The 22,045-nt window shown below is 45.3% G+C and carries 16 protein-coding genes and 1 tRNA gene; 7 read left to right on the forward strand and 10 right to left on the reverse strand.

Going from position 1 to position 22,045, the window contains the following annotated elements; genetic code table 11:
* Positions 1-55 precede the first annotated feature (55 nt).
* The 6 genes from proB to GJU82_RS16525 all read left to right on the forward strand — a co-directional run bounded on the left by proB (position 56) and on the right by GJU82_RS16525 (position 6,409).
* Positions 56-1,141, forward strand: a complete 1,086-nt coding sequence (gene proB / locus GJU82_RS16500; RefSeq protein WP_153633156.1) for a glutamate 5-kinase — start codon at positions 56-58, stop codon at positions 1,139-1,141.
* Positions 1,142-1,575: 434 nt separating this feature from the next.
* Positions 1,576-2,826: a glutamate-5-semialdehyde dehydrogenase gene (locus GJU82_RS16505; RefSeq protein WP_153633157.1), complete on the forward strand. Its 1,251-nt coding sequence runs from the start codon at positions 1,576-1,578 to the stop codon at positions 2,824-2,826.
* A 44-nt stretch (positions 2,827-2,870) separates the two neighbouring features.
* Positions 2,871-3,821, forward strand: a complete 951-nt coding sequence (locus GJU82_RS16510; RefSeq protein WP_153633158.1) for an N-acetylornithine carbamoyltransferase — start codon at positions 2,871-2,873, stop codon at positions 3,819-3,821.
* Positions 3,818-4,615 (forward strand): acetylglutamate kinase, encoded by a 798-nt coding sequence (argB, locus tag GJU82_RS16515; protein ID WP_153633159.1) that lies wholly within the window; start codon positions 3,818-3,820, stop codon positions 4,613-4,615. The genes GJU82_RS16510 and argB overlap by 4 nt, the downstream gene beginning before the upstream one ends.
* 56 nt (positions 4,616-4,671) lie before the next feature.
* Positions 4,672-5,745, forward strand: coding sequence for a M20 family metallo-hydrolase (locus GJU82_RS16520; RefSeq protein ID WP_153633160.1), 1,074 nt, complete (start codon positions 4,672-4,674; stop codon positions 5,743-5,745).
* A 79-nt stretch (positions 5,746-5,824) separates the two neighbouring features.
* Positions 5,825-6,409 carry a thioredoxin family protein gene (locus tag GJU82_RS16525; protein WP_153633161.1) on the forward strand — a complete coding sequence of 195 codons (585 nt, stop codon included), beginning with the start codon at positions 5,825-5,827 and terminating at the stop codon, positions 6,407-6,409.
* Between the two features lie 5 nt (positions 6,410-6,414).
* On the opposite strand, the gene GJU82_RS16530 is transcribed toward GJU82_RS16525, so the two are convergent.
* Positions 6,415-7,500, reverse strand: a complete 1,086-nt coding sequence (locus GJU82_RS16530) for an FAD-binding oxidoreductase (protein ID WP_194831088.1) — start codon at positions 7,498-7,500, stop codon at positions 6,415-6,417.
* Positions 7,501-7,643: 143 nt separating this feature from the next.
* Here GJU82_RS16530 and GJU82_RS16535 point away from each other — a divergent pair.
* Positions 7,644-7,719 (forward strand) — tRNA-Lys (locus GJU82_RS16535).
* Positions 7,720-8,129: 410 nt separating this feature from the next.
* Here the strand turns inward: GJU82_RS16535 and GJU82_RS16540 are convergent.
* The 9 genes from GJU82_RS16540 to GJU82_RS16580 form a co-directional block, all read right to left on the reverse strand.
* Entirely contained in the window at positions 8,130-9,896 is a 1,767-nt protein-coding gene (locus tag GJU82_RS16540) for an alpha-glucosidase (protein ID WP_228488745.1), read from the reverse strand.
* A gap of 47 nt (positions 9,897-9,943) precedes the next feature.
* A complete protein-coding gene (locus tag GJU82_RS16545; protein ID WP_153633163.1) occupies positions 9,944-11,998 on the reverse strand; it encodes a glycoside hydrolase family 65 protein in 2,055 nt (684 codons plus the stop codon).
* Positions 11,999-12,119: 121 nt separating this feature from the next.
* Positions 12,120-13,673, reverse strand: a complete 1,554-nt coding sequence (locus GJU82_RS16550; protein WP_153633164.1) for a RagB/SusD family nutrient uptake outer membrane protein — start codon at positions 13,671-13,673, stop codon at positions 12,120-12,122.
* Positions 13,674-13,691: 18 nt separating this feature from the next.
* Positions 13,692-16,955: a TonB-dependent receptor gene (locus tag GJU82_RS16555; RefSeq protein WP_228488746.1), complete on the reverse strand. Its 3,264-nt coding sequence runs from the start codon at positions 16,953-16,955 to the stop codon at positions 13,692-13,694.
* Positions 16,956-17,100: 145 nt separating this feature from the next.
* Positions 17,101-18,282: a FecR family protein gene (locus GJU82_RS16560; protein WP_194831089.1), complete on the reverse strand. Its 1,182-nt coding sequence runs from the start codon at positions 18,280-18,282 to the stop codon at positions 17,101-17,103.
* Between the two features lie 153 nt (positions 18,283-18,435).
* A complete protein-coding gene (locus GJU82_RS16565; protein WP_153633167.1) occupies positions 18,436-19,017 on the reverse strand; it encodes an RNA polymerase sigma factor in 582 nt (193 codons plus the stop codon).
* 192 nt (positions 19,018-19,209) lie between these two features.
* Positions 19,210-19,974, reverse strand: a complete 765-nt coding sequence (locus GJU82_RS16570) for an NYN domain-containing protein (protein WP_153633168.1) — start codon at positions 19,972-19,974, stop codon at positions 19,210-19,212.
* A 58-nt stretch (positions 19,975-20,032) separates the two neighbouring features.
* Positions 20,033-20,608, reverse strand: coding sequence for a nitroreductase (locus GJU82_RS16575; RefSeq protein WP_153633169.1), 576 nt, complete (start codon positions 20,606-20,608; stop codon positions 20,033-20,035).
* A gap of 95 nt (positions 20,609-20,703) precedes the next feature.
* Positions 20,704-22,014 carry an APC family permease gene (locus GJU82_RS16580; RefSeq protein WP_153633170.1) on the reverse strand — a complete coding sequence of 437 codons (1,311 nt, stop codon included), beginning with the start codon at positions 22,012-22,014 and terminating at the stop codon, positions 20,704-20,706.
* Positions 22,015-22,045: the final 31 nt, after the last annotated feature.

A 22,045-nucleotide genomic window follows, 5' to 3' on the forward strand; every position in this document is an offset into this window, starting at 1 on the left:
GTGGGACACGATTCACCTGAAATGTACTTTTCAGGAAAAAAAAAGCATTCTTCCCATGGCAAATCGCTATTCCAGTATTGTGGTAAAAATCGGGAGCAATTTGCTCACCCGTGACGATGGCATGCTGAACGTGGCCCGTATGGCCCACTTTGTCGATCAGATTGCTGCTTTGCAGAAGAAGGGAGTCCGGGTCATTCTTGTTTCTTCGGGCGCAGTGGCGGCAGGACGGGCAGAAGTGGAACCGCAGAAAAAACACGATACCGTTTCGCGAAGGCAATTGTGGTCGGCGGTGGGGCAGGTTAAGCTCATCAACCGGTATGCCGACCTGTTTCGGGAACACGGATTGACATGTGCCCAGGTGTTGACAACCAAGGAAAATTTCAGCGATCGGCAGCACTACCTGAACATGCGCAATTGCATCAATACGTTGCTCGAGAGCAGTGTCATACCGATTATTAATGAGAACGATGCGATTTCAGTTACGGAGTTGATGTTCACCGATAACGATGAGCTCTCCGGCTTAATCGCTTCGATGATGGATGTTGAAGCGCTGTTTCTTCTGACCAATGTGGATGGTGTATTCAGGGGAAGTCCCGACGTTCCGGGAAGCGGGTTGATCGAACACATCCCGGCAGGGGAAAGAATTCCGAAGGATTTGGTCTCGGCTCAAAAATCGAATTTCGGCAGGGGGGGCATGCTAACCAAAAGTTCTATTGCTTCCAAACTAGCCAGTCAGGGAGTAGCGGTACACATTGCCAACGGTATTCGGCTCAATGTCATCACCGATCTAATGGAGAAGGGTTCAGCGCTTCCGCATACCTGGTTCGAGCCGGAGAAAAGGAAATCAAATACGGTGAAAAAGTGGCTGGCCCACTCCGACGATTTTGCGCGAGGCGAAGTCTTTGTGAACGATGGCGCCCGCGATGCGCTGCTTTCAGAAAGAGCAACCAGTCTGCTCACCATCGGGATTACCGGTGTGCAGGGCCAGTTTAAAACCGGCGACATCGTGCGGGTAAAAGATGGTAATGGTAAACTACTCGGTCTGGGGAAAGCGGGTTTTTCATCCAAAATAGTGGAGCGCGAGATGGGTGTTAAATACGACAAGCCATTTATTCATTACGATTACCTTTACCTGGGGTAGCGCCCGGTTTTAGCGGAGGTGTTTCTCTCTGGAGATGTTGGAAAATTAGGGGAGTCGAATGAATTGTCTGTAAGAAATTTTAGAAAAATTAAAACACTTCAGCAAGGTGACAAAAACTATTTAAATGACATCAATATATTTATGAAAAACATCAATAGAATTTTTATAGGTATTGAATCAATTCAGTAAAAAATTGATAATAATTAGGGAAGTATCATAAAAAGACATATAAAAAGTAATACAATATAGAAATCGCTCTAGTTAATTTCGATAGTTATCTAAGACGGTTTAAGAAATATCCAAAATAGTTTGAGAAATAGCTAAATAATTTTAATGGGGCGCAAATCGTTTAAAGAATATTGTTCTCCACTGTTGGGGAAGAATAACAGGGCCCACTTATTGAAACAACAGAAACTGAAAAAAAACGACCGGACATGCAGTATCGTGAACAATTTGAGCAGGCGCTTCAGGCAAGCAGGAAACTAAGTCTGGTAACAGAAGAAACCATCAATCAGGTGTTGCTGGCTGTTGCCGATGAAGCCGTAAAAGAGACAGAATTTATTCTGGCGGAGAACGAAAAAGATTTGCAGCGGATGGCTCCATTCGATCCAAAATATGATCGATTGAAGTTGACGGCTGGGCGCATTGAAGGAATTGCTGCAGATATGCGGAATGTGGCATCCATGTCTTCCCCATTGGGGAAAGTGTTGTCGGAAACAACACGCCCGAATGGTCTGTACATTAAACGCGTCAGCGTGCCTTTTGGCGTTATCGGCATCATTTACGAAGCACGTCCCAACGTAACATTCGACGTCTTCTCGCTTTGCCTGAAATCAGGAAACGTATGTGTGCTGAAAGGGGGAAGCGATGCGGGCGATTCGAACAAAGCCATTGTGTCCATCATTCATAAAGTGCTTCAAGCTTTCAATATCGATACGCAAGTGCTCACCTTGCTTCCTCCCGGAAGGGAATCAACCGGCGAATTGCTGAATGCCCGGGGGTATGTTGATTTGATCATTCCCCGGGGAAGCCAGGGATTGATTAATTATGTGCGTGAAAATGCCACTATCCCGGTCATCGAAACGGGCGCCGGCATTTGCCACACTTATTTTGACGAGTTCGGTGACGAGGAGAAAGGGCGCGAAATTATCAATAATGCGAAAACACGCCGTCCCAGTGTGTGTAATGCACTTGACTGCCTGATTATTCACGAGTCGCGGTTGGGCGATTTGCCCTATCTGGCCGAATTGCTGCCGGAAAGCCAGGTGGAAATTTTTGCCGACGAGCAGGCAATGGAAGCATTGAAAGATCATTATCCTGAAGATTTATTGAAACCGGCTACTGAAGAGTCATTTGGGACCGAATTCCTCGATTACAAGATGGCCATCAAAACGGTCGCTTCCTTCGAAGAAGCGCTCGATCACATTGCGAAGTACAGCTCAAAGCACAGCGAAGCTATCGTTTCCGGGAACCATGAACATCTCGAACTGTTTCGTAAACTGGTGGATGCCTCTTCGGTGTATACCAATGCCAGCACGGCTTTTACCGATGGATCGCAATTCGGGCTGGGTGCCGAAATTGGTATCAGTACGCAAAAGCTACATGCCCGTGGGCCGATGGCACTGGAAGAACTAACCAGCTACAAGTGGCTGATAGAAGGTGATGGCCAGGTTCGTCCCAAATAATGAGCTGAAGCATTCAAAACAAATCATGAAACTGAAAAAATAAGATGAGACATTTCACATCGGTATACGATTTACCCAACCTGAACGAAGCGCTGGAAACGGCCTTCGAAGTGAAAAAAAATCCGTTTGCTTATCAGCATCTTGGGAAGGACAAAACCATGATTTTGATTTTCTTCAATTCCAGTTTGCGTACGCGGCTCAGTACGCAGAAGGCGGCCATGAACCTTGGCATGAATACCATGGTGCTGAACGTCAATCAGGAAGGATGGCAGCTGGAATCAGGGTTGGGCGTAGTGATGGATGGCGATAAACCCGAGCACTTACGTGAAGCGGTTCCGGTTATCGGTTCGTATTGCGACATTATCGGAGTTCGTGCGTTCGCGCAGTTCAAAAATAAAGATGACGATTACCAGGAAAAAATCATCAATCAGTTCGTTGATTACTCCGGTGTACCGGTGGTGAGTATGGAAGCAGCCACACGGCATCCTTTGCAGTCGTTTGCCGACCACTTTACCATCGAGGAATTCAAGACCAAAGAAAAGCCGAAAGTAGTGCTCACCTGGGCGCCTCATCCGAAGGCATTGCCCCAGGCCGTGCCCAACTCGTTTGTGGAATGGCTGCGCCAAACCGACTACGAGCTGGTGGTTACGCATCCTGAAGGATACGAGTTAGCGCCTGAATTTATAGGAGATATCAAAGTCGAATACCATCAGAAGAAAGCTTTTTCGGGTGCCGATTTTATTTATGCAAAAAATTGGGCATCTTACAGTAGTTATGGGCAGGTACTTTCCCTCGACAGAGATTGGACAGTTGACGAGGAGAAAATGGCACTGACCAATCAGGCTAAATTCATGCATTGCTTGCCGGTTCGCCGGAATATGGTCGTCTCTGATGGAGTAATCGACAGTCCGAATTCCATCGTCATTCAAGAGGCAGCCAACCGCGAAGTGTCGGCACAGGCCGTGCTAAAAATGATATTGGAGGAACTAAAATGATCGAACATCTGACCATCATCAAAGTGGGTGGAAAGCTGGTTGAGGAAAAGGAATCGATTCAAAACCTGCTTCGGGATTTCTCGCGCATTGCCGGGAATAAAATTCTGGTACATGGCGGTGGTAGCATGGCGACCACCATCGGTGAAAAGTTGGGCGTCAAACCGAAAATGGTTGAAGGACGCCGCATTACCGATGAAGCGACGCTGCAGGCTGTTACCATGGTGTATGCCGGTTTGGTAAACAAAAATCTGGTTTCCCGGCTTCAGGCTTTCGGGACCAATGCGCTGGGATTAACCGGCGCTGACCTGGACATTATCCGGGCGAAGAAGCGTCCGGTTGTTGATGTCGATTACGGTTTTGTAGGCGATGTGGTAAATGTTAATAATCGCATGCTTCGCGAATTGCTGATGAATGGTGCGGTTCCGGTGATTGCACCCATCACGCATGACGGTGATGGCCAGTTATTCAACACCAATGCCGATACCATTGCTTCGGAACTGGCTATTGCATTAAGCTCCAGTTACCGGGTTACCCTGATATATTGCTTCGATAAGCGCGGCGTATTGATGGATGAATCGGATGACAATTCGGTAATAGATGAGATGACCATGGCCGAATTTGAGGAAATGAAGGCAAGCGGAGTGGTCAATGGCGGAATGATTCCCAAGCTGACAACCGGTTTCAATGCAATGAAACAAGGTGTTAATTCCGTTGTGGTCACCAATGCCTCGGTGCTATCCGGTTCGAAAAGTGGGACCCGTCTGGTACTATTCCACGAAGAAGGGGAAAAATAGTTGAACGTACTTATCTGATGCTGCCTCTCGTCCGGGAGGTAGCGATTTCTTATGTTATGAATCTTTCGATCGAAAAACTACACAGCGACGCATATCGTTTGCTGCAAGAAATGATTGGCATTTCATCGCTAAGCCGGGACGAGGGTGCGGTAGCTACATTTTTGGAAAATCAGTTAAAGGAGTGGGACCTGGTTCCTTCCCGGAAGGGAAACAATCTTTGGCTGAGAAACAGAAAATGGCAGGATGGTAAACCGGTGGTGTTGTTTAACTCGCATATAGACACAGTGAAACCGGCCAATGGTTGGACTAACGACCCATTTACACCTGTTGTGCATAACGGCAGGCTGACTGGATTAGGCAGTAACGATGCCGGCGCTTCGGTGGTGGCCCAATTGGCCGCTTTTCGCTATTTCAACGAATTGGCGGAACTGCCATTCAACCTGATTTGGAGCGCTACCGCAGAAGAAGAAATTTCCGGGGCCCATGGTGTCACTTCCATTTTAGATGAGTTGGGGCCAGTTGATTTGGGCCTGGTGGGCGAACCTACCGGGATGAACCTGGCTATCGCCGAAAAGGGACTGCTGGTTATTGATGCAGAAGCTGTTGGTAAAACCGGTCACGCAGCCCGCAACGAAGGCGAGAATGCTATATACAAAGCACTGGCCGATATTCAGCGTCTGCTGGATTTCAAATTTCCGGATGAATCACCCGTCCTGGGCCCGGTAAAAACGACGGTTACCCAAATCGAAGCCGGACATCAGCATAATGTGGTTCCCGATAGTTGCCGGTTTGTTATCGATGTGCGAACAAATGAATGCTACTCCAACGAAGAAGTTTTCGATATGCTTTCCGGTTTACTTGGAAGTAACCTGAAAGCCCGTTCCTGCCGGCTTAATTCTTCGGGTATTCCGCTTGACCATCCGTTGGTGAAGCGTGGCCTTGAGTTGGGATTGCAACCCTATGGCTCGCCAACGACTTCCGATCAGGCGGTGTTACCATTTACTACCGTGAAAGTTGGGCCGGGTGATTCAGCCCGCTCGCACACGCCGGATGAATATATTCTGGAAGAAGAAATTCGCAGCGGTATTGATACTTATATCGGGTTACTCGAAGATTTGAAAATAGTTTGAGCCTGACCTTCTCCTTATTTTTCTAAACCATGACGGATTTTTTTCGTTAAACGGGGGTGAAGAAAAGAAGATAATTATTATGTCACTTACTTTTTCGAGAATGTTTCCGCTGGGCGGGAAAGCGCCAGAATTTGAGTTGCCCGATACCGTGTCGGGTAAGTCCATTTCGCTGGGAGAAATCAAATCTGATGTAGCTACGGTCGTGATGTTTATTTGCAATCACTGCCCGTACGTCAAGCATGTGAATCATGAAATTACGGCCATTGCCAATGAATATGGTGCAAAGGGAATCCGTTTTGTCGGCATCAACTCCAACGATGTGGATAGTTATCCCGATGATGCGCCGGAGTTGATGAAAGAAGTGGCCGCAAAAGAAGGGTATCCGTTCCCTTATCTGTATGACGAAACCCAGGAAGTTGCCAAAGCATATCTGGCTGCCTGTACCCCCGATTTCTTTGTGTTCGACAAAGATTTGAAATGTGTGTATCGCGGACAGATGGACGAAGCCCGTCCGAAGAATGATGTGCCGGTAACCGGAAAAGATTTGCGGGCAGCGCTCGATGCGGTCCTGAATGGAAAACCTGTTCCGGAAGGGCAGAAACCTTCTGCCGGATGTGGTATCAAATGGAAGAATCCGCCAACCCTTTTTCAGACTGGTTCTTAAACCGGTTATTTTTTCCGGTAATACCGGAGAACATTCACTTCCGGATGAATGATACCGGATTCTTCGCAAAGGAAGCGGACAAACTCACGGGCAAACCAGGGGGCCAGCATAGCTCCTTTTGAGCCCAATCCATTAAAAATGCCGATTTCCGGATATTCCGGATGTAGGCCGATTACCGGCCGGCGATCATGGGCAGTTGGGCGAATGCCTGCCCGTTCTTTAGTGATGGTATAAGGTAATTTGACAATCTTTTCCAGCTTTTCTGTTAACTCAGCTGTTGCCTCCTCATCGGGACGGGTATCCTGGAATTCCCAACGGTAGGTTGCCCCTGCCCGGAAACGATTTTCGCCAAGCGGCAGCATAAACATTCCCTTGTTGACCATGTCCGTAATTTCCAGCCCGGGAATCTCCAAATCCAATACCTGGCCTTTGGTGTGTTTGAATTTAACCGGTTGAAAGAATGGATTATCGCTGGCGCGGAATCCCTGGCAGAAAATGATTTTTTGAGCGGTGATGTCTTTCCATTGCACTTTTCCGTTTTTCCGGATGATATCTTTGGTGTCCAGTTCTTCAACAATAAAGCGGTTTTCCCGGACTAAAAATTCCCGGAAACGGTCGATTAGCAAAGGTAAACCGACACGAAAAGCGTTAAAAACTTTGCCAACTCCGAACGGTGTGTCTATGCCTTCTTTCTGAAAATTGTTATCCGGTTCGGAGTGTATGTAAGCTTCCAGTTTATTTTCAACCGATTTAGTCCGCCAGAACGAACCTTCTTCCGTGCCTAAAATTTTGTCAATTTTCAACGGATGCAGCAACGGGCAGGAGAGAAGTCCTTCCAATTCACGGTAGGTATCTTTCAGTACCGGAAAAAGATCATCCACCAGCCACGACTTGGTCAGGCGGCGAAAGACAACCGGGTTAATGATGCCGGCAGCCACGCGACTGGTTTTTTCACCGGAAGGAGAATCGACTACCACGAAATCTTTACCATTTCGATGCAATTCAAACGCCAGCATGGTTCCGGCCAGTCCCTGCCCGACAATCAGTAAATCGGTATTCCGGGGTAAATGCTTTTTTTCTTTTTCGTTCATCCCTACATACATACCATCGAAGCAGAAAATTGTTTGGCACGTTGAAAAATAAACCGGCAGGGAGCATGGAAGCGAAACCTCGAATTAAAAGGTGTTTTCGAGCGCCGAGATACGGAATATTTTCTATTTTTGTGTCCGAAAAACGGTCTGTAGCTCAGCTGGCAGAGCAGCTGACTCTTAATCAGCGGGTCCAGGGTTCGAGCCCCTGCAGACCGACCACCGGGGAAATGGCCTGTAAATCATTCGATTTGCAGGCTTTTTTTCTTCGTTTTGCCCGGGCTTAAGGGTCGACATGATTTTAAATTGCAGTGCCACCTTTTTGGTTTTATATTATATTTCTAAAGCTCATTAGAAAAAAATGAATCCTGATTAAAATAAATTGAATCATCATTAAAATGAAGGTAATGACGATTAAAATTAGTAATAATCTTGATTACTTTTTTGGCCCCGCGTGCACTTTGTTGGTTGGGATAACGGCTAAATAGGTGCAATGGTGCCGGGGTTACATCGGGGCGCAGCAACAAAAACCTCACATGCCCTGACAGCAGGAACATCCCCTGCCGTACTATTCGGTTTTGCCCGGCAGGGGATAAGCTTCTGTTTTACATCGAACTCACGGTGCTTGAAATTTACAGTCGGTAGACTTTGGCTTCGTAAGGCCTCAACGACAATGGATTTTCATTTTCAGCGGGCTCCGAATAGTTGCCCATTAGCTGTTTGGCATTCTTCATTTTTATTGGAAGGTGGGCCTCCGCCTGATGGTCGGTAAAATTGAGCAGAATCAACATCTTCCGGCCATTGAGTTCGCGGGTATATGCGTATACGTTGGGATTGTCCTGGTCGAGCAATTCATATTTTCCGTAAACCAGCACGAGGTTATTTTTCCGGAACTGAACTATTTTGCGGAAATAATTGAGCGGTGACCCCGGATTTTTCTCCTCTACCACTTCGTTAACCGTTTTATAATTCGGGTTCACGTTAATCCAGGGTGTCCCGGAAGTAAATCCGGCATTGGCGGTGGTGTCCCATTGGAAAGGGGTGCGGCCATTATCGCGGGCAATCATTTTTTCGTTGTTCAGGAAGCGCTGTAAATCACCGCCGGTTTCTTTGATGTGTTTGTAGATGTTTAATGTTTCAATATCACGGTAGTTGCTGATGCTGTCGAATTTGATGTTATCCATTCCCAACTCATCGCCAAAATAGTAGTAAGGTGTTCCGTGCATTGTCAGGAGGAAAGTTGTCAGCATTTTTGACGAAAGCACCCGGTATTCAGGAGAATCATTTCCCCAGCGGGTAACCATCCTGGGCATATCGTGATTCCCCAAAAAGATGGTGCCCCAGCCTCTGTAGCCGTAGACGCTGTCCCATTTGGTGAAGATTTTCTTGAACTGAACCAGGCTGACTCCACTGGAATCCAGGTCTCTGTATTCACCACCTCTCAGTCCAAGCCCCATCACTTCGAAGTTGTACAGCATATTCAGTTCCTCCCGTTGGGGATCGACAAAGTTCATCGCCTCGTCGCTGGTTACTCCGGCGCCTTCGGCTACGGTCATGATATCGTAATGGCTGAGCACTTTCTGGTTCATTTCGTGCAGGTACTGGTGCAAATGCGGTCCGTTGGCATAGTAGTGGAGAAAATTGCCATGGTATTTTGCCGGAATCGGAGGAAAAGTAGTATCCTTCGAGATGTAAGGAATCACATCCATCCGGAAACCGTCGATGCCTTTGTCAAACCAATATTGCATCATGCTGTAGATTTTCTGGCGGACTTCCGGGTTTTCCCAGTTCAGATCGGGTTGCGAGCGGGCAAAGTAGTGCAGATAATAAGCATTGGTAGTTGAATCGTATTTCCATGCATTGTTATCGACATCGAAATAGCTGTACCGTTTGGCTGGTTTTCCCTTTTCGGCCGGCCACCAGTGGTAATAATTCCGATATGGACTGGTCCGTGAACTACGCGATTCTTTGAACCACTCATGCTGACTGCTCGTATGATTGACCACCAGGTCCAGCACCAGTTTTAGATCGCGGCGGTGCATACCGTTTAATAAGCTGTCGAAATCAGCCATCGTACCAAACTCTTTCATAATTTTCCGGTAGTCGCTGATGTCGTAGCCATTGTCGTTGTTAGGTGAGGCATAGATTGGGTTCAGCCAGATGACATCGATCCCCAGGCTTTTGATGTAATCAAGCTTCGAAATAATACCCTTCAGGTCGCCGACACCGTCGCCGTTGCTATCCTTGAAACTTCGCGGATAAATCTGGTAAACGACTGCTTCCTTCCACCATTTGCGGTCAGGAATAGCCTGGTCATTCTTTTTCGTGGGCGACTGGCATGCCGCCATGGCTGTTAAAATGGCTACGGTTAGTAGCGCAAAATATTTTCTGACATTCATAGCAATAAGAATTAAATAAACATAAGAACAAATGTTTGCTAGCTAAACTAATTGTGATGTGTGATGGTATAGGTTTTCTTGTCGGGGCCAACACCTGTAATGGTCAGCTTTTTCCACTGTTGAGGCAGGCATGGTGTATGCTGAACGATGCCCTGGCTGGTGATTTCCAATCCGGCAAAGCCGAAGATGACAGCCTGAAGCATTCCCCCGGCACCTGTGGCAAAATAGGGGTTGTTGCTGGTCGCTGATTCGGCCAGGGCGCCGAATGGAGGCCGCTTGTTGGGAACATAGGCTTTTTTGAACATAAGAAAAGCTTTTTCTGCATTTCCTAAACGGGAATAGAGTATTGAAACAATCGAATGTCCCATGGCGGGTCCGTCTTTGGCCATTTTGGGTTCGTAGTAGGCCAAATCACGGCGGATAGCAGACGTGTCAGTTTCTATCTGCAGCGGGTACGCGAGCAAATTGACATCGGCCTGCTTGATGATTTCACCTTTGTAGGTTTTGTGTTCCTTGATGACGCCATCCGGGAAATGATAAAAACGGAGGTTGGAAGCCACTTTTTCCCATTGGGGGTTGGGTTTTTCGTTGAGTAGCGTGGCTGCTTTTTCGGCATATCGCATCACGGTTTGCGCAGAGCCGTTGGTGAAGGCATTGTCGTCCACATTTGGTGCGAATTCATCTGCGCCCACTACATTGTTGATGGAGTAGGATCCATCGGGATTTTCGACGGCACGGCTGGCCCAAAAATTGGCTGTTGCTTTGATAACGGGATAACCGGTCTCTTTCAGCCAATCTTTGTTTCCGGTTACCCGGAAATAGTTCCAGAAAGCAATGCCTACATCAGCGGTAATGTGTTGTTCGAAAGCCCCGGTTAAAGCAAAAGTCGGTGTGGCTTCTTCGCCGGTATCGTCCGATTCCCATGGGAACATGGCTCCTTTATATCCGTAATCGGAAGCTTTTTGTTTGGCTTTATCCAGACGATCAGCCCGGTAGTTCAGGAGTGAACGGGCGATTCCCTGGTTAAAGATCAGCAATGGTGGATACATCCATATTTCGGTGTCCCAGAAAACATGCCCGTTGTAGCCTTGTGATGAAAGTCCCATGGGAGACAAACTGAGATTGGAACCCTCACGGGAAAAGGCATACAGATGGTAAAGAGCCAGGCGAATATCGCGTTGCGATTCCAAATCGCCTTCTACCTGAATATCTCCCTGCCAGAGTTGATGCCACAGATGGGTGTGCTGATCAATCACTGCCTGTTTGTTTCCGCGCATGATGTAGATAGCCATTCGTTCCGATTCACTTTGCGGATCACTGAAATCTTTTGAGGTACAAACGGCCCCGGCCCAGGCAAAACTGAAATCTGTGCCGCTTTTTACTTCCCTGGAAAAGGCAAGATCGTGCTCGTATTGAGATTCCACCGATTCTTTGAGTTCGGGTTCTTCATTGTTGTTGAAAATGAACGTGGCCGTTGTTGCCAGTTTGTGTTTCCCGGTAGGACTTAACGCCACCGTTTGCAATAAAGGCATCCGGATGTCATTGTCCTGAGGAGTTTTAAAAACTTGTACCACATGATTATAATCCTCAGGACAAATGATTTGTCCGGATACCGATATTTTGACATCTTTTTTCAGTGCCTTTACGTTGACATCCATCATACCCGCATAGGGCATTCCACGCAAAGCGTAAACGGTGTAAGAAATAATTGCCTTGTTCTTGAATTGAAAGGTGGTTGTCAGTTTTGCATCTTTCATATTCAGGACTTGTTTCCATTTAGAGATGTTATTTGCAGTAACAGTATCTCCGTCAATTAACATATCCAGGTTGGCAAAGTTGATTCCCAATAACACCCGGCTGGTGATAAGCCGTTCCTTTTTGTTGTACATGTATTCATCGAATACATTGTTCAGGATGATGGATTTAACTTTGAAGGGAGATGAGGACGGTAAGAGTCCTATTCGTCCGTTTGCCAGGGCAATTCCTATATAGTTTGTCGAATCGGTTGCCGTTATTCTCCATCCGTCTTTCTGATTACCTGCCGCAGTTGAAGCGTTACTTCCTACCCACAGAAGGAGAAGCAGGACAAGGGTATATTTCATGGTCAGCGGTAAAAAGTCGTTGAAAAGTCATGCATAAACTCAATTAGCCAATGTTAAAACAAGAGCTGCCCCAATCCGGGGCAGCATCTTTCTATTAATCCACTTATGAAATTGTCCCGGATTAATAACCAGGATTTTGAATCAGATTTTCGTTAACATCGACTGCTGATTGTGGGAGTGGAAAGAGTTCTTTTGTTGCATCAGTCGCAGGTTTTTCCTGCCATGCATCGGTAAATTTGCCAAAACGGATCTGATCCTGACGGCGCAGGCCTTCCCAATACAGCTCGTGTCCACGTTCTTTCAGGATATCATCGAGGGTAAGGGTTGTATAGGCTGCTAAAGTATGCCCCGGTGCACTGCGTTTTGAGCGAAGATAGTTTACATCGGCCAGGGCGCCTGGTTCATCGCCCATTCTCAGTTCAGCTTCAGCCCGTATTAGGTAAATGTCGGATATACGCATGATCGGAACGTCATTCGGTGAAGAGAACTGGTCCTGGGTATCCGGATTTGGAGCAAATTTAACAACACGAATACCTGCATTTTCAGGAGAGCTGGTCAGGTTGACTTCCGGAACAAATACCAAAGGATCTCCATTACGTTGTTCCAATGCTGTTCCATCCAGTCCATATTGCTGGCCAACCAAAAATCCCTGGTTAAAACCGGTTTCGCTCTTGATGCGATCGTCATAAAAACGTACATCGTTTTGCTGATCCTGCGTATCCCAGGTATTAAAAAAAGTTGAAGTAGTGGAAGGTCCATTCCATGTACTGGTAATGTTGCCAAAGACCTGGCTGTAGTGTAAGGTAAAGTTCACCCAAACACTACCACTGCCCATGGTCACGTTGTCATCCATCGGAACACGCAGAATGAACTCCGGATGCTCTGCTACATCTTTCTGGAACATGGACCAGTAGTCATCTGCTACAGCGTAATCGGGGCTGCTAATCAGCTGATCACAATAATATTTACAGCTGTCCCATTTTGCGTCACCCGTATATACCTCATAGTTCAGGTATACTTTGGCAAGAAGTGCTTCCGCTGCACCTTGTGTAACCCTTGCAGAGCCAACTTCTGACTTGGTTTTCAGATTTGGCAGAATGGCCTTCAACTCCGAAATAACGTAGTCGGCGGCTTCTTTTCTGTTAAGCACTTGCGGTGACATCGAAAAATCAAGGTCATTTGCTAAACGGAAAGGCACTTGTCCGTATAGGTCATTAATCAGGTACATATAGTATGCACGAAGGAAACGGGCTTCATCGATATTCAGATCGTTAGTTGCATTTTGTGGAAACTGTCCGATATAATAAATCGCAGTATTTGCCCTTGAAACACCTTGATTAAGTGCATTCCAAACGTTCTTCATGCGGATATGGTCAGGAGTCCATGTTTGCAAGTGCAGCTGAATCCATGCGCCATTGTCATACCAGTCAGAACCACGAGTCGGAACGATTACTTCATCGGAAGTTACTTCCTGCAGTGCCCAGTAGTCAAACCATTCAATAGTATGGCGTAAGCTGGCATAAGGAGAATTGATTAATGACTGGACGTTGGATGGGTCATTTACCAGGTTGGTGCCCAATTGTTCATCGAGCACGTTTTCATCAAGATTGGTACAGGAGATCGTTCCCAACAGGAAGAGTACTGCACTATATTTAATTAACTTAAGCATTTTCATATTTGTTATTTTTAAGCATTAGAACGTAAGGTTAACACCAAAGGTAAATGTGCGTGGTTTCGGATATTGAGTGTAGTCAATTCCCAGGGAAGGAACGCCTTTGTAGTTGGCATCAATATTCACTTCCGGGTCAAAACCGGAGTAGTTGGTGATGAGCGCCAGGTTGTTACCTGTTACGTATACACGTGCACTACCTAACCAGCTGATGTTTTTCGTATTGAAAGTATAGCCAATGGTGAGATTAGACCATCTTAAGAATGAAGCGTCCTCAATGAAACGTGATGAATACGCGTTTGAGTTATCGGGATTTTCTTTAGAGTGAAATACCTCCTGGGTTACGTTATACCCTTTATCAAGGGCAGTTTTGGTGAACAATGCATTGGCGGTATTATTATACACCTTATTTCCATGTGAGCCATACCAGAGCATGCTCAAATCAAATCCTTTGAACTGAATCTTGGACGTAAAACTGTAGGTGAAATCTGGCAGGGCCGATCCTAAAGGCTCCTTCACCGGATTTCCATCAACATCAGTTTTATAGGTGCTGATGCCATTGGCATCGAATCCCTGGAATACCATTCCATAGAAAGTTCCGACGGGTTCACCGTTGGTAATAATCTGAACCCGGGTATCAGAAAGTCCCTGTCCAGTGGCAACACCTGTCTCGATTAATTTAACAGGCAAATCTTTCACCTCGTTTTTGACGTAAGAGAAGTTACCTCCCAGTTCCCAGGTAAAGTCTTTTTTCTGCACCAAAAGGGCGTTTAATGAGAGTTCAATACCATTGTTGAGGATCTTTAGTCCGGGAACATTCTGCCATTGTGTTGGAGTTGCAGCAGGTTGTTTTGAAGGAATTTCCAATAGTACATCGGTTGTTTTCTTATGGAAATAATCGATAGTACCTGACAGACGGTTGTCCCAGAATCCAAAGTCAAGGCCCACGTCTGTTTGTTCGGTTGTTTCCCATTGGATGTCTGGATTGGGAGTTCTCTGGAAAGTAATGCCCGGTAACAGGGTACCATTGAAATATCCATTTGCATCGGCAGATGTTCCTACAGCCATCAGCGAAATTTTATCGGGAATTTCCTGGTTACCAGTCTGTCCCCATCCTAAACGAAGTTTCAGGTTACTAATGGTTGTCGAACTATTCAGGAAATCTTCCTGTGAAAGTCTCCATGCTAATGCAGCAGATGGGAAGAAACCATACTTTTTGTTCTTACCAAATTTGGATGAACCATCGTAACGTCCGGTAAAGGTGAACAGGTATTTCTGTTTGTAGTTATAATTAACCCTTCCAAAGAACGACTGAAGTTCCCGTTCGATAGCTGATGACGAAACATCGGCATTGGAGAAGTTCCCGTAACCGAGGCTGTTGGTGTATTTAATACCTTCTGATTCAAATCCATTAACATGGGTATTATGCGTGGTTACTTTTACATATTGGTACTCATGTCCCAATAGGAAGTTAAATGAATGGTCATCACCGATTTTCGTCAGATAAGTGAAATAGTTATTGACCAAACGGTTATTGGCCGTGATATTATTAATATCGGCTTCACCTTTATTTGATAAGTAAGATAATTGTTTATTTTGGTTAACCCGACGTTCAGCATTGGTACGGTCAAATCCTAAATTGAATTTGTATTTGAAATTCTTGATGATTTCGTATTCAGCAGCCACGTTGGCCAGGATGCGATCGGTTTGTGTCTGGTCATCTACCAGGTTGAGCATGGCTACCGGGTTACGTTGGTCGACGGCGTTCTGATAGTAGGTTCCGTCTTGATTGAAGACCGGATACGTTGGATTCAGCTTAAGTGCCGTTAGGATAAGGTCACCTTCATAACCCCCACCACTTGCGCCACTAGTAATAGGAGCACGTTGGTCTTCTATATGGGAAACCGTCAGGTTACCATCCAGTTTCAGCTTGCCATTGAAGGCTATTTGCGATACTTTAATGCTACCGTTCATTTTCGTCATACCGGTTCCGTTAACAATACCTTTCTGGTCGAGATAGCCGAAAGAAGATCGGTAGGTAAAGTTTTCGGTACCACCACCATAGCTAAGATTATGGCTTTGTGTAATGGCTGTGGTAAAGATTTTATCCTGCCAATTATTACTTGCCCCCATATCGAGCAGTTTGCTCCCGTCAGCCTTGGTATAGCTACGGAATTCGCTGGCACTAAGTAAATCCAGTTTCTTACGAATTTGCGATACCCCCATGTAACCATCATAGGTAATGGTACCTTTTCCTTGTTTACCTTTTTTGGTGGTAATAATAATTACACCGTTAGCGCCACGGGCGCCATAAATAGCGGTAGAGGAAGCATCCTTCAGGATATCGATCGATTCGATATCATCCGGGTTAAGAAAACTGATGGGATTCAGGTTTGCCCCACCTCCATATCCAGACGCAGAACCTCCGGCAGGAGTAATGTTGTTATTGTCCAATGGCACACCATCCACAACATACAAAGGGGTCTGTCCTGAACGGATCGAGTTGGAACCCCGAATCCGGACGGTCATCCCGGTTCCCGGTTCACCACTGTCTTGGGTGATGTTTACACCGGATACACGTCCCTGCATCATCTCGACAGGAGAAGTGGCGACGCTCTTGTTCATATTTTCAGATGTCAGGCGGTCGGTGGCACCGGTCATGTCGCTTTTGCGCTGAACACCATAACCGACAGCCACAACTTCTCCCAGCTGGGTCGTTTCCGGCTTCAGGGTAATATTAAAGGTCGTCAACTGACCAACCGGGACCACCTGGGTTGAATAACCGATAAACGAGAAAGAAAGGCTCTTGGCATCGGTCGGAATGTCGAGCGAAAACTTACCATTGATATCGGTTACCGTACCGGTGGTTGTGCCCGGAATAACAACAGTTACGCCTGGCAGCGCCATGCCGTCTTCGTCAACCACGGTTCCTGAAATGGTTTTTTGCTGCTGTCCGGAAGTGCGGACTTTCGGCATACTGGAAGACTGTTCCGGCGCTTTAATAACGATCTGACGATCGTAGATGTTATAAGTATTACCGGTTTTTCTGAAAACCTGATCGAGAATGTCCTGAACAGATTCATTCCGTGCACGAACAGAAACCGTCCGGTTTAAATCGACTGCTTTTTCGTTGTAGATCAAGATAAACTCACTGTTATTTTCGATTTGATCGAACACCTGTTTAACAGTGACAGATCTCAGGTTGAAGTTAAACATTACTTCCTGGGAGTAACTTGTTGCCGCGTAGGTTGAGAAAGCGGCAAAAACGAAGACAACTAATAGCTTCATTTTGAGCAAGAGATTAAATGTACCCCCTTGTGAAGGGCACAATTTACTACAGATTTTTTTCATACATTTGAACTGTTAATGTGAGACTTATGTTACATTGATTTTTAGAAGGCCGGGAGTTGGCAGACTCCCGGCCTTCATTGTTTTAATTTCTTAGATTTAATTCATTTATTTTTTGGTTTACGATTACCTGATTGCCCGAAATCCGGTAATCGATTGGTACGATATCTGACAAGGTTGTTAATACTTTGCTTAGAGAATCTTTCAGGTCCAGTTTGCCGGCAATCAATTCGGATGAAGGGAATGGCCGACGATAAAGGAACTGTACATTGTAATATCTTTCCAGCCGTTTAAATACGTCGTCAATTCGTTGTCCCGAGAATTGATACCACCCATTTATCCAGGTAATATATTGGTCGGCATTCGGTTCGGGAACGACGTTGAAAACCTTTTTTGATTTATCGAACGAAGCTTTGTGCCCCGGTGTCATAACAATCTCTTTATTTAGCAGACTTATTCCCTCGGCTTCTTTCAGCGAGACTTCTCCATCGAGCAAGACCGTTTTAATATTTTTGTCCGAATCATAAGCCGAGATATTGAAACGAGTTCCGATGTCTTTTACGATGATTCCCCCGGCACTCACCTCAAACGGCTGCTTAGCGTTATGTTTTACTTCGAAATATGCCTCACCTGTGAGGTAGACCAGGCGCTTTTTCCCGTTGAAATGTGTTGGAAAAGCAAATTTACTTCCGGCATTCAACCACACTTTTGTCCCATCGGTTAGTTCGATATAGCTCTTCTTCCCGTAAGGGATTGTTACTTCGTTTAGTCCTTGTCCATTGTTATGTGCATCAAGTTGATCCATATAGATGACACTGTCGTTATCGATTTTTATCGCCTCATTTCTATTATCAACCCGAATCGAGGACTCGTTTTTGCGAAGGGCAATATGCCGGCCGTTTGACAGGACCAGTTTGGCATCATTTCCATCCTGTGTTGCTGAATTCTCAGTGAAATGGTAGGTGTTGTCATCATTACGTAGGGCATGGTATCCAACACCTGCCAGAAGCAGGGCAAAAACAACAACGGCAGCATATTTAAGATATCCTCCGAAACGGATGAATTGCTTTCGGCGATTTATATTCTTGTTATATTGTTGAATCTCGTTCCAAAGTTCATGTACCGTAACGGATTGAGAATTTGTTCCGTTTTCGTGTAAAAAGAGGATGATTTTCCGCGCTTTTTGCACTTTTTCCTCAAATTCCGGAAACTGGACGGTAAGCTCTTTCCATTTTTCCTGTTTCTTTCCGTGCAGTATCCAAGCCATAAAATGCTTGTTGTCAATCAGTTCCTCGGTCGTGTATTTAAGGTACTTAATTTTCAATTGAATGTGTCTTTACAGTTATGCTTTTAAGTAGTAAAGACACAATAGGGAAGTTTGTGGACAGAAAATTTTAAAAAAATTTAAAATTAATTAACATTAACATGACTTCAGTAAAAAGAGAAGTATGATATCGCTTGCGCTGAGTACCTCCCTAAGTTTGTTCAATGCTCTGAAAACCATCTTTCTGGCTGAGTCATATTTAATGGACATGATGTCACAAATTTCTGCGTAGTCAAGTTCACAGGTAAAACGATAAAAAAGAATCTCGCGTTGCCTCGGAGAGAGTTTGTCGAATCCTTTTAAAAGTAATTGTTCGTTTCGTTCCCTGTCTTCACGTTCAACCAGGTCCTCCTCCTGCGAATAGACAGATGAAAATTCAGGTCCGGTCATTTCTGTTACCTGATGTATGTACTTCCGGTCTTTCTGTATGGCTCTTATTAGCTTGTTTTTTAGCGACTTGAGAAGGTAGAATTGGATATTGTCTGTATCGCCCAAATTTTCTCTATTTCTTATTAAATCGAAAAAAAGTTCCTGGATAGAATCTTTAATTAGCTCTTCATCCCTGGAGAACTTCCGGCCATAGCGAAAGAGGAGATCGATGTGATGGTGGTAAATATGGGAAAGGGCGTAATCTTTGCTCGATTTGAAGTCATTCCATATTTTGCGGTCATCTGTCATCGAGAAAAATACATGGTTAGTATCGCTAAATATAGGACTTTTCCTTAGAATAAAACAGTGCTATAGGTTATTTGCCGTGTGCGAAAACAGTATTATTAGATGTTAGATAACAGCAAGTTACTAATTCTTGCGTAGGCTAAAATAACCTCAGGCACACGGGAAAACAGGTCATTTCCCGAAGAGATTAAGGTCTCAGTCTTCTTTATTCCGTACGTATATCAAATTGGATTTACCTCTTTGATTGGCACGTTGCTCAATCTCAAATTTGTCTATTGAACTGATAAGCGGAGTTAGTTTCTGGTAGCCGAAATTACGTGGATCGAAGTTCGGCTGTTTCTTCAACAATAATGTCCCCACGTCTCCCATGAATGACCATCCATCCTCATCAGCTGTATCGTTAATTGTTGATTCGATGAGTCGGATTACTTTACCGGTAATTTTGTCAAATGTTTTCTTGCGGGTACTTTTTCCTTTGGCGCTCGTGGATTCACCGGCTCTTGAATCCGGCTCATTGTCACCTTGAAGAATTTCAATATAAATGAATTTGTCACAAGCCACAATGAAGGGATCAGGCGTTTTCTTCTCACCCATACCGTAAACTTTCATTCCAGCCTCCCGGAGACGGGTCGCAAGTCGGGTAAAATCACTATCGCTGGAAACCAGGAAAAAACCATCGGCTTTTTTTGAATAGAGAATGTCCATGGCATCAATAATCATGGCTGAGTCGGTGGCATTTTTGCCAGTGGTATAGCCATATTGCTGAATTGGGGTAATGGCATTTTCGAGAAGGACCGCTTTCCATCCACTCAGGTTTGGACGGGTCCAGTCACCATAAATCCGTTTAATGGTTGCATTTCCGTATTTGGCGATCTCCTGCATCATCTCTTTCACGCTCCGGTTGGGGACATTATCGCCGTCAATCAATACGGCTAGTTTGGTATCTTCTGACGATGTCATAGTTGTGTTGTTAGTAAATAAATGGATATTCTGTCATGAAATGCATAAGAAAAATGGATCATTCTTTCCAGACGATTTTATTTTCGATAGATTCTCTGCCGTTTGCCGGAAACGGACGGTTGGCATAGCCCAGGAATAGAAAGCCCATCGATTTCTGGTTCGGTTTCAAATCGAGAGAACTGCCCAACAGATTAATGAACGATGGGGTAGCCCAAAAAACACTTAGTCCGGCAGCCGTGGCTGACAGCCAGATGTTTTGAACCGCCATCGATACAGCGGCCATTTCTTCCCATTCGGGAAGACGGTGTTCTGCATCGAGGTTGGCGACAATGGCAATAGCTACCGGCGCTTTCCGGAAGTGTAAGGCAAACTTAGTTACTTTATCGGTAGGAACTTTGGTCCCTTTTTGCTGTGCCTGTTCAAGCGTGTTTTTAACTTCCGTAATGAACTTTTCTCTGCCTTCGCCACTGTAAACAATGAATCTCCAGGGCTCAGTATTTTTGTGGTTTGGAGCTCGGTTGCCATTCTCAAGCAACTGCCTGATGAGTTCTTTCGGGACTCCCTGTTCGTTAAAAAAACGGGTCGGATGTGTTCTTCTTTCTTTGATTAATCGGGTAATATCTTCCAGGTTCATCTTAGCTTGTTTTACGATATTTCATAGATAAAACAGTCAAAAGGGTCAGAGGTTTTATATTCCCGTTGGTCCCGCGCGGAGAGAGGCTGTTTTCGTCAGTCTTCGGAATAAGCCGATCCCGGATTTTTCTTTTTTTCAGTGGCTTTGTATATGTATTCCATTACATACGATGCCGCAATAATTCCCAGCGAAATTATCATCCCCGTGAAATTATTGCCCAGTTGGTTTTTCAACAGAAAGAGAAAAGCGATTGTGCACATAGCAAAACCGGCAATCGATATGTACCGCTTGGAAGCGGTCTCTTTGTATAACCTGACGTTAGCCAGGTTGACAATCGCAAAAATGATGAGGAAGCCGGCACTTCCCGACGTGGAGATGCTTTCCAGGTCAAGTGTGTTTGCAACCAATAAAGTGAAGACGGAAGTAAATAGAATTCCCACGGGTTGGTTCCAGAAATGTTTGGTGAACTCGTGAGGTAGTTCGTCATCTACTCCCAGTTCGTAGTTGACACGGCTTCCGCCAAAGAGGGTGGAATTAATAGCTGTAAACGTCGAAATCATTGCCGCCAGTGAAATAATGGTAAATCCCACTTGTCCCAGTTCCGGTTTGGCGGCTTCGGCTAAAACATATTCCTGGGCCTTCTGAATTTTATCGAAGGTGAGTGAAGCTACCGTAACGAAAGAAATAAGCACATAGAGTAAAATGACAATGGAAATAGCGATGAAATAAGCCCTGGGAATATTTCTTTTCGGATTAACAATGTTTGGTGAAGCATTGGCAATCAATTCAAATCCTTCGTAAGCCACAAAAATGACCATGCCGCCACTAAATAATTTTACAGGACCGGTCCAGTTGCTGAATTCGAACTGCATCAGATGATTGGTATGAAATAAGCCGTAACCACCTATCAGAATAAATAGCGTGAGAATCGTCATTTTGATATACACGGCTATCGATTCGGCTTCGGCTATGATACGCACGCTCAGGTAATTTAGTATGGCAGAAAATACAATGATTCCCGTTATAAAAATGTGTTTGTTGAGCGTGTTGTCACTGACGATATGAAATAAATTGCCGGCATAACTGCCGAATGCAGAGGAGTATAACGAAAGCATAATGATGTAGCTTATCCATAACAGGTTATTCGTGCCTCCGCTGAAAACGTTTTTACCAAATGCCTTGTTGATGAAATTAACAGTGCCACCTTTGCTGGGATATTTTAGGGAGAGTTTGGAATAGGCATAAGCCGTTAACAAAGTGATAATCCCGGCCAACATAAATGCGACAGGTGTCCCTCCTTTGCTCAATGCGATGGCCAGCCCGAGAACGGCAAAGATACCTCCGCCAACCATGCCTCCGATACCCATCGAAACGGCTTCTCCCAGTTTTATATCGTCTTTTCGCATGTACTTTTGAGATTAATTTCGTTAGTAATAA

This window comes from Prolixibacter sp. SD074 (genome assembly GCF_009617895.1).
Classification (GTDB): domain Bacteria; phylum Bacteroidota; class Bacteroidia; order Bacteroidales; family Prolixibacteraceae; genus Prolixibacter.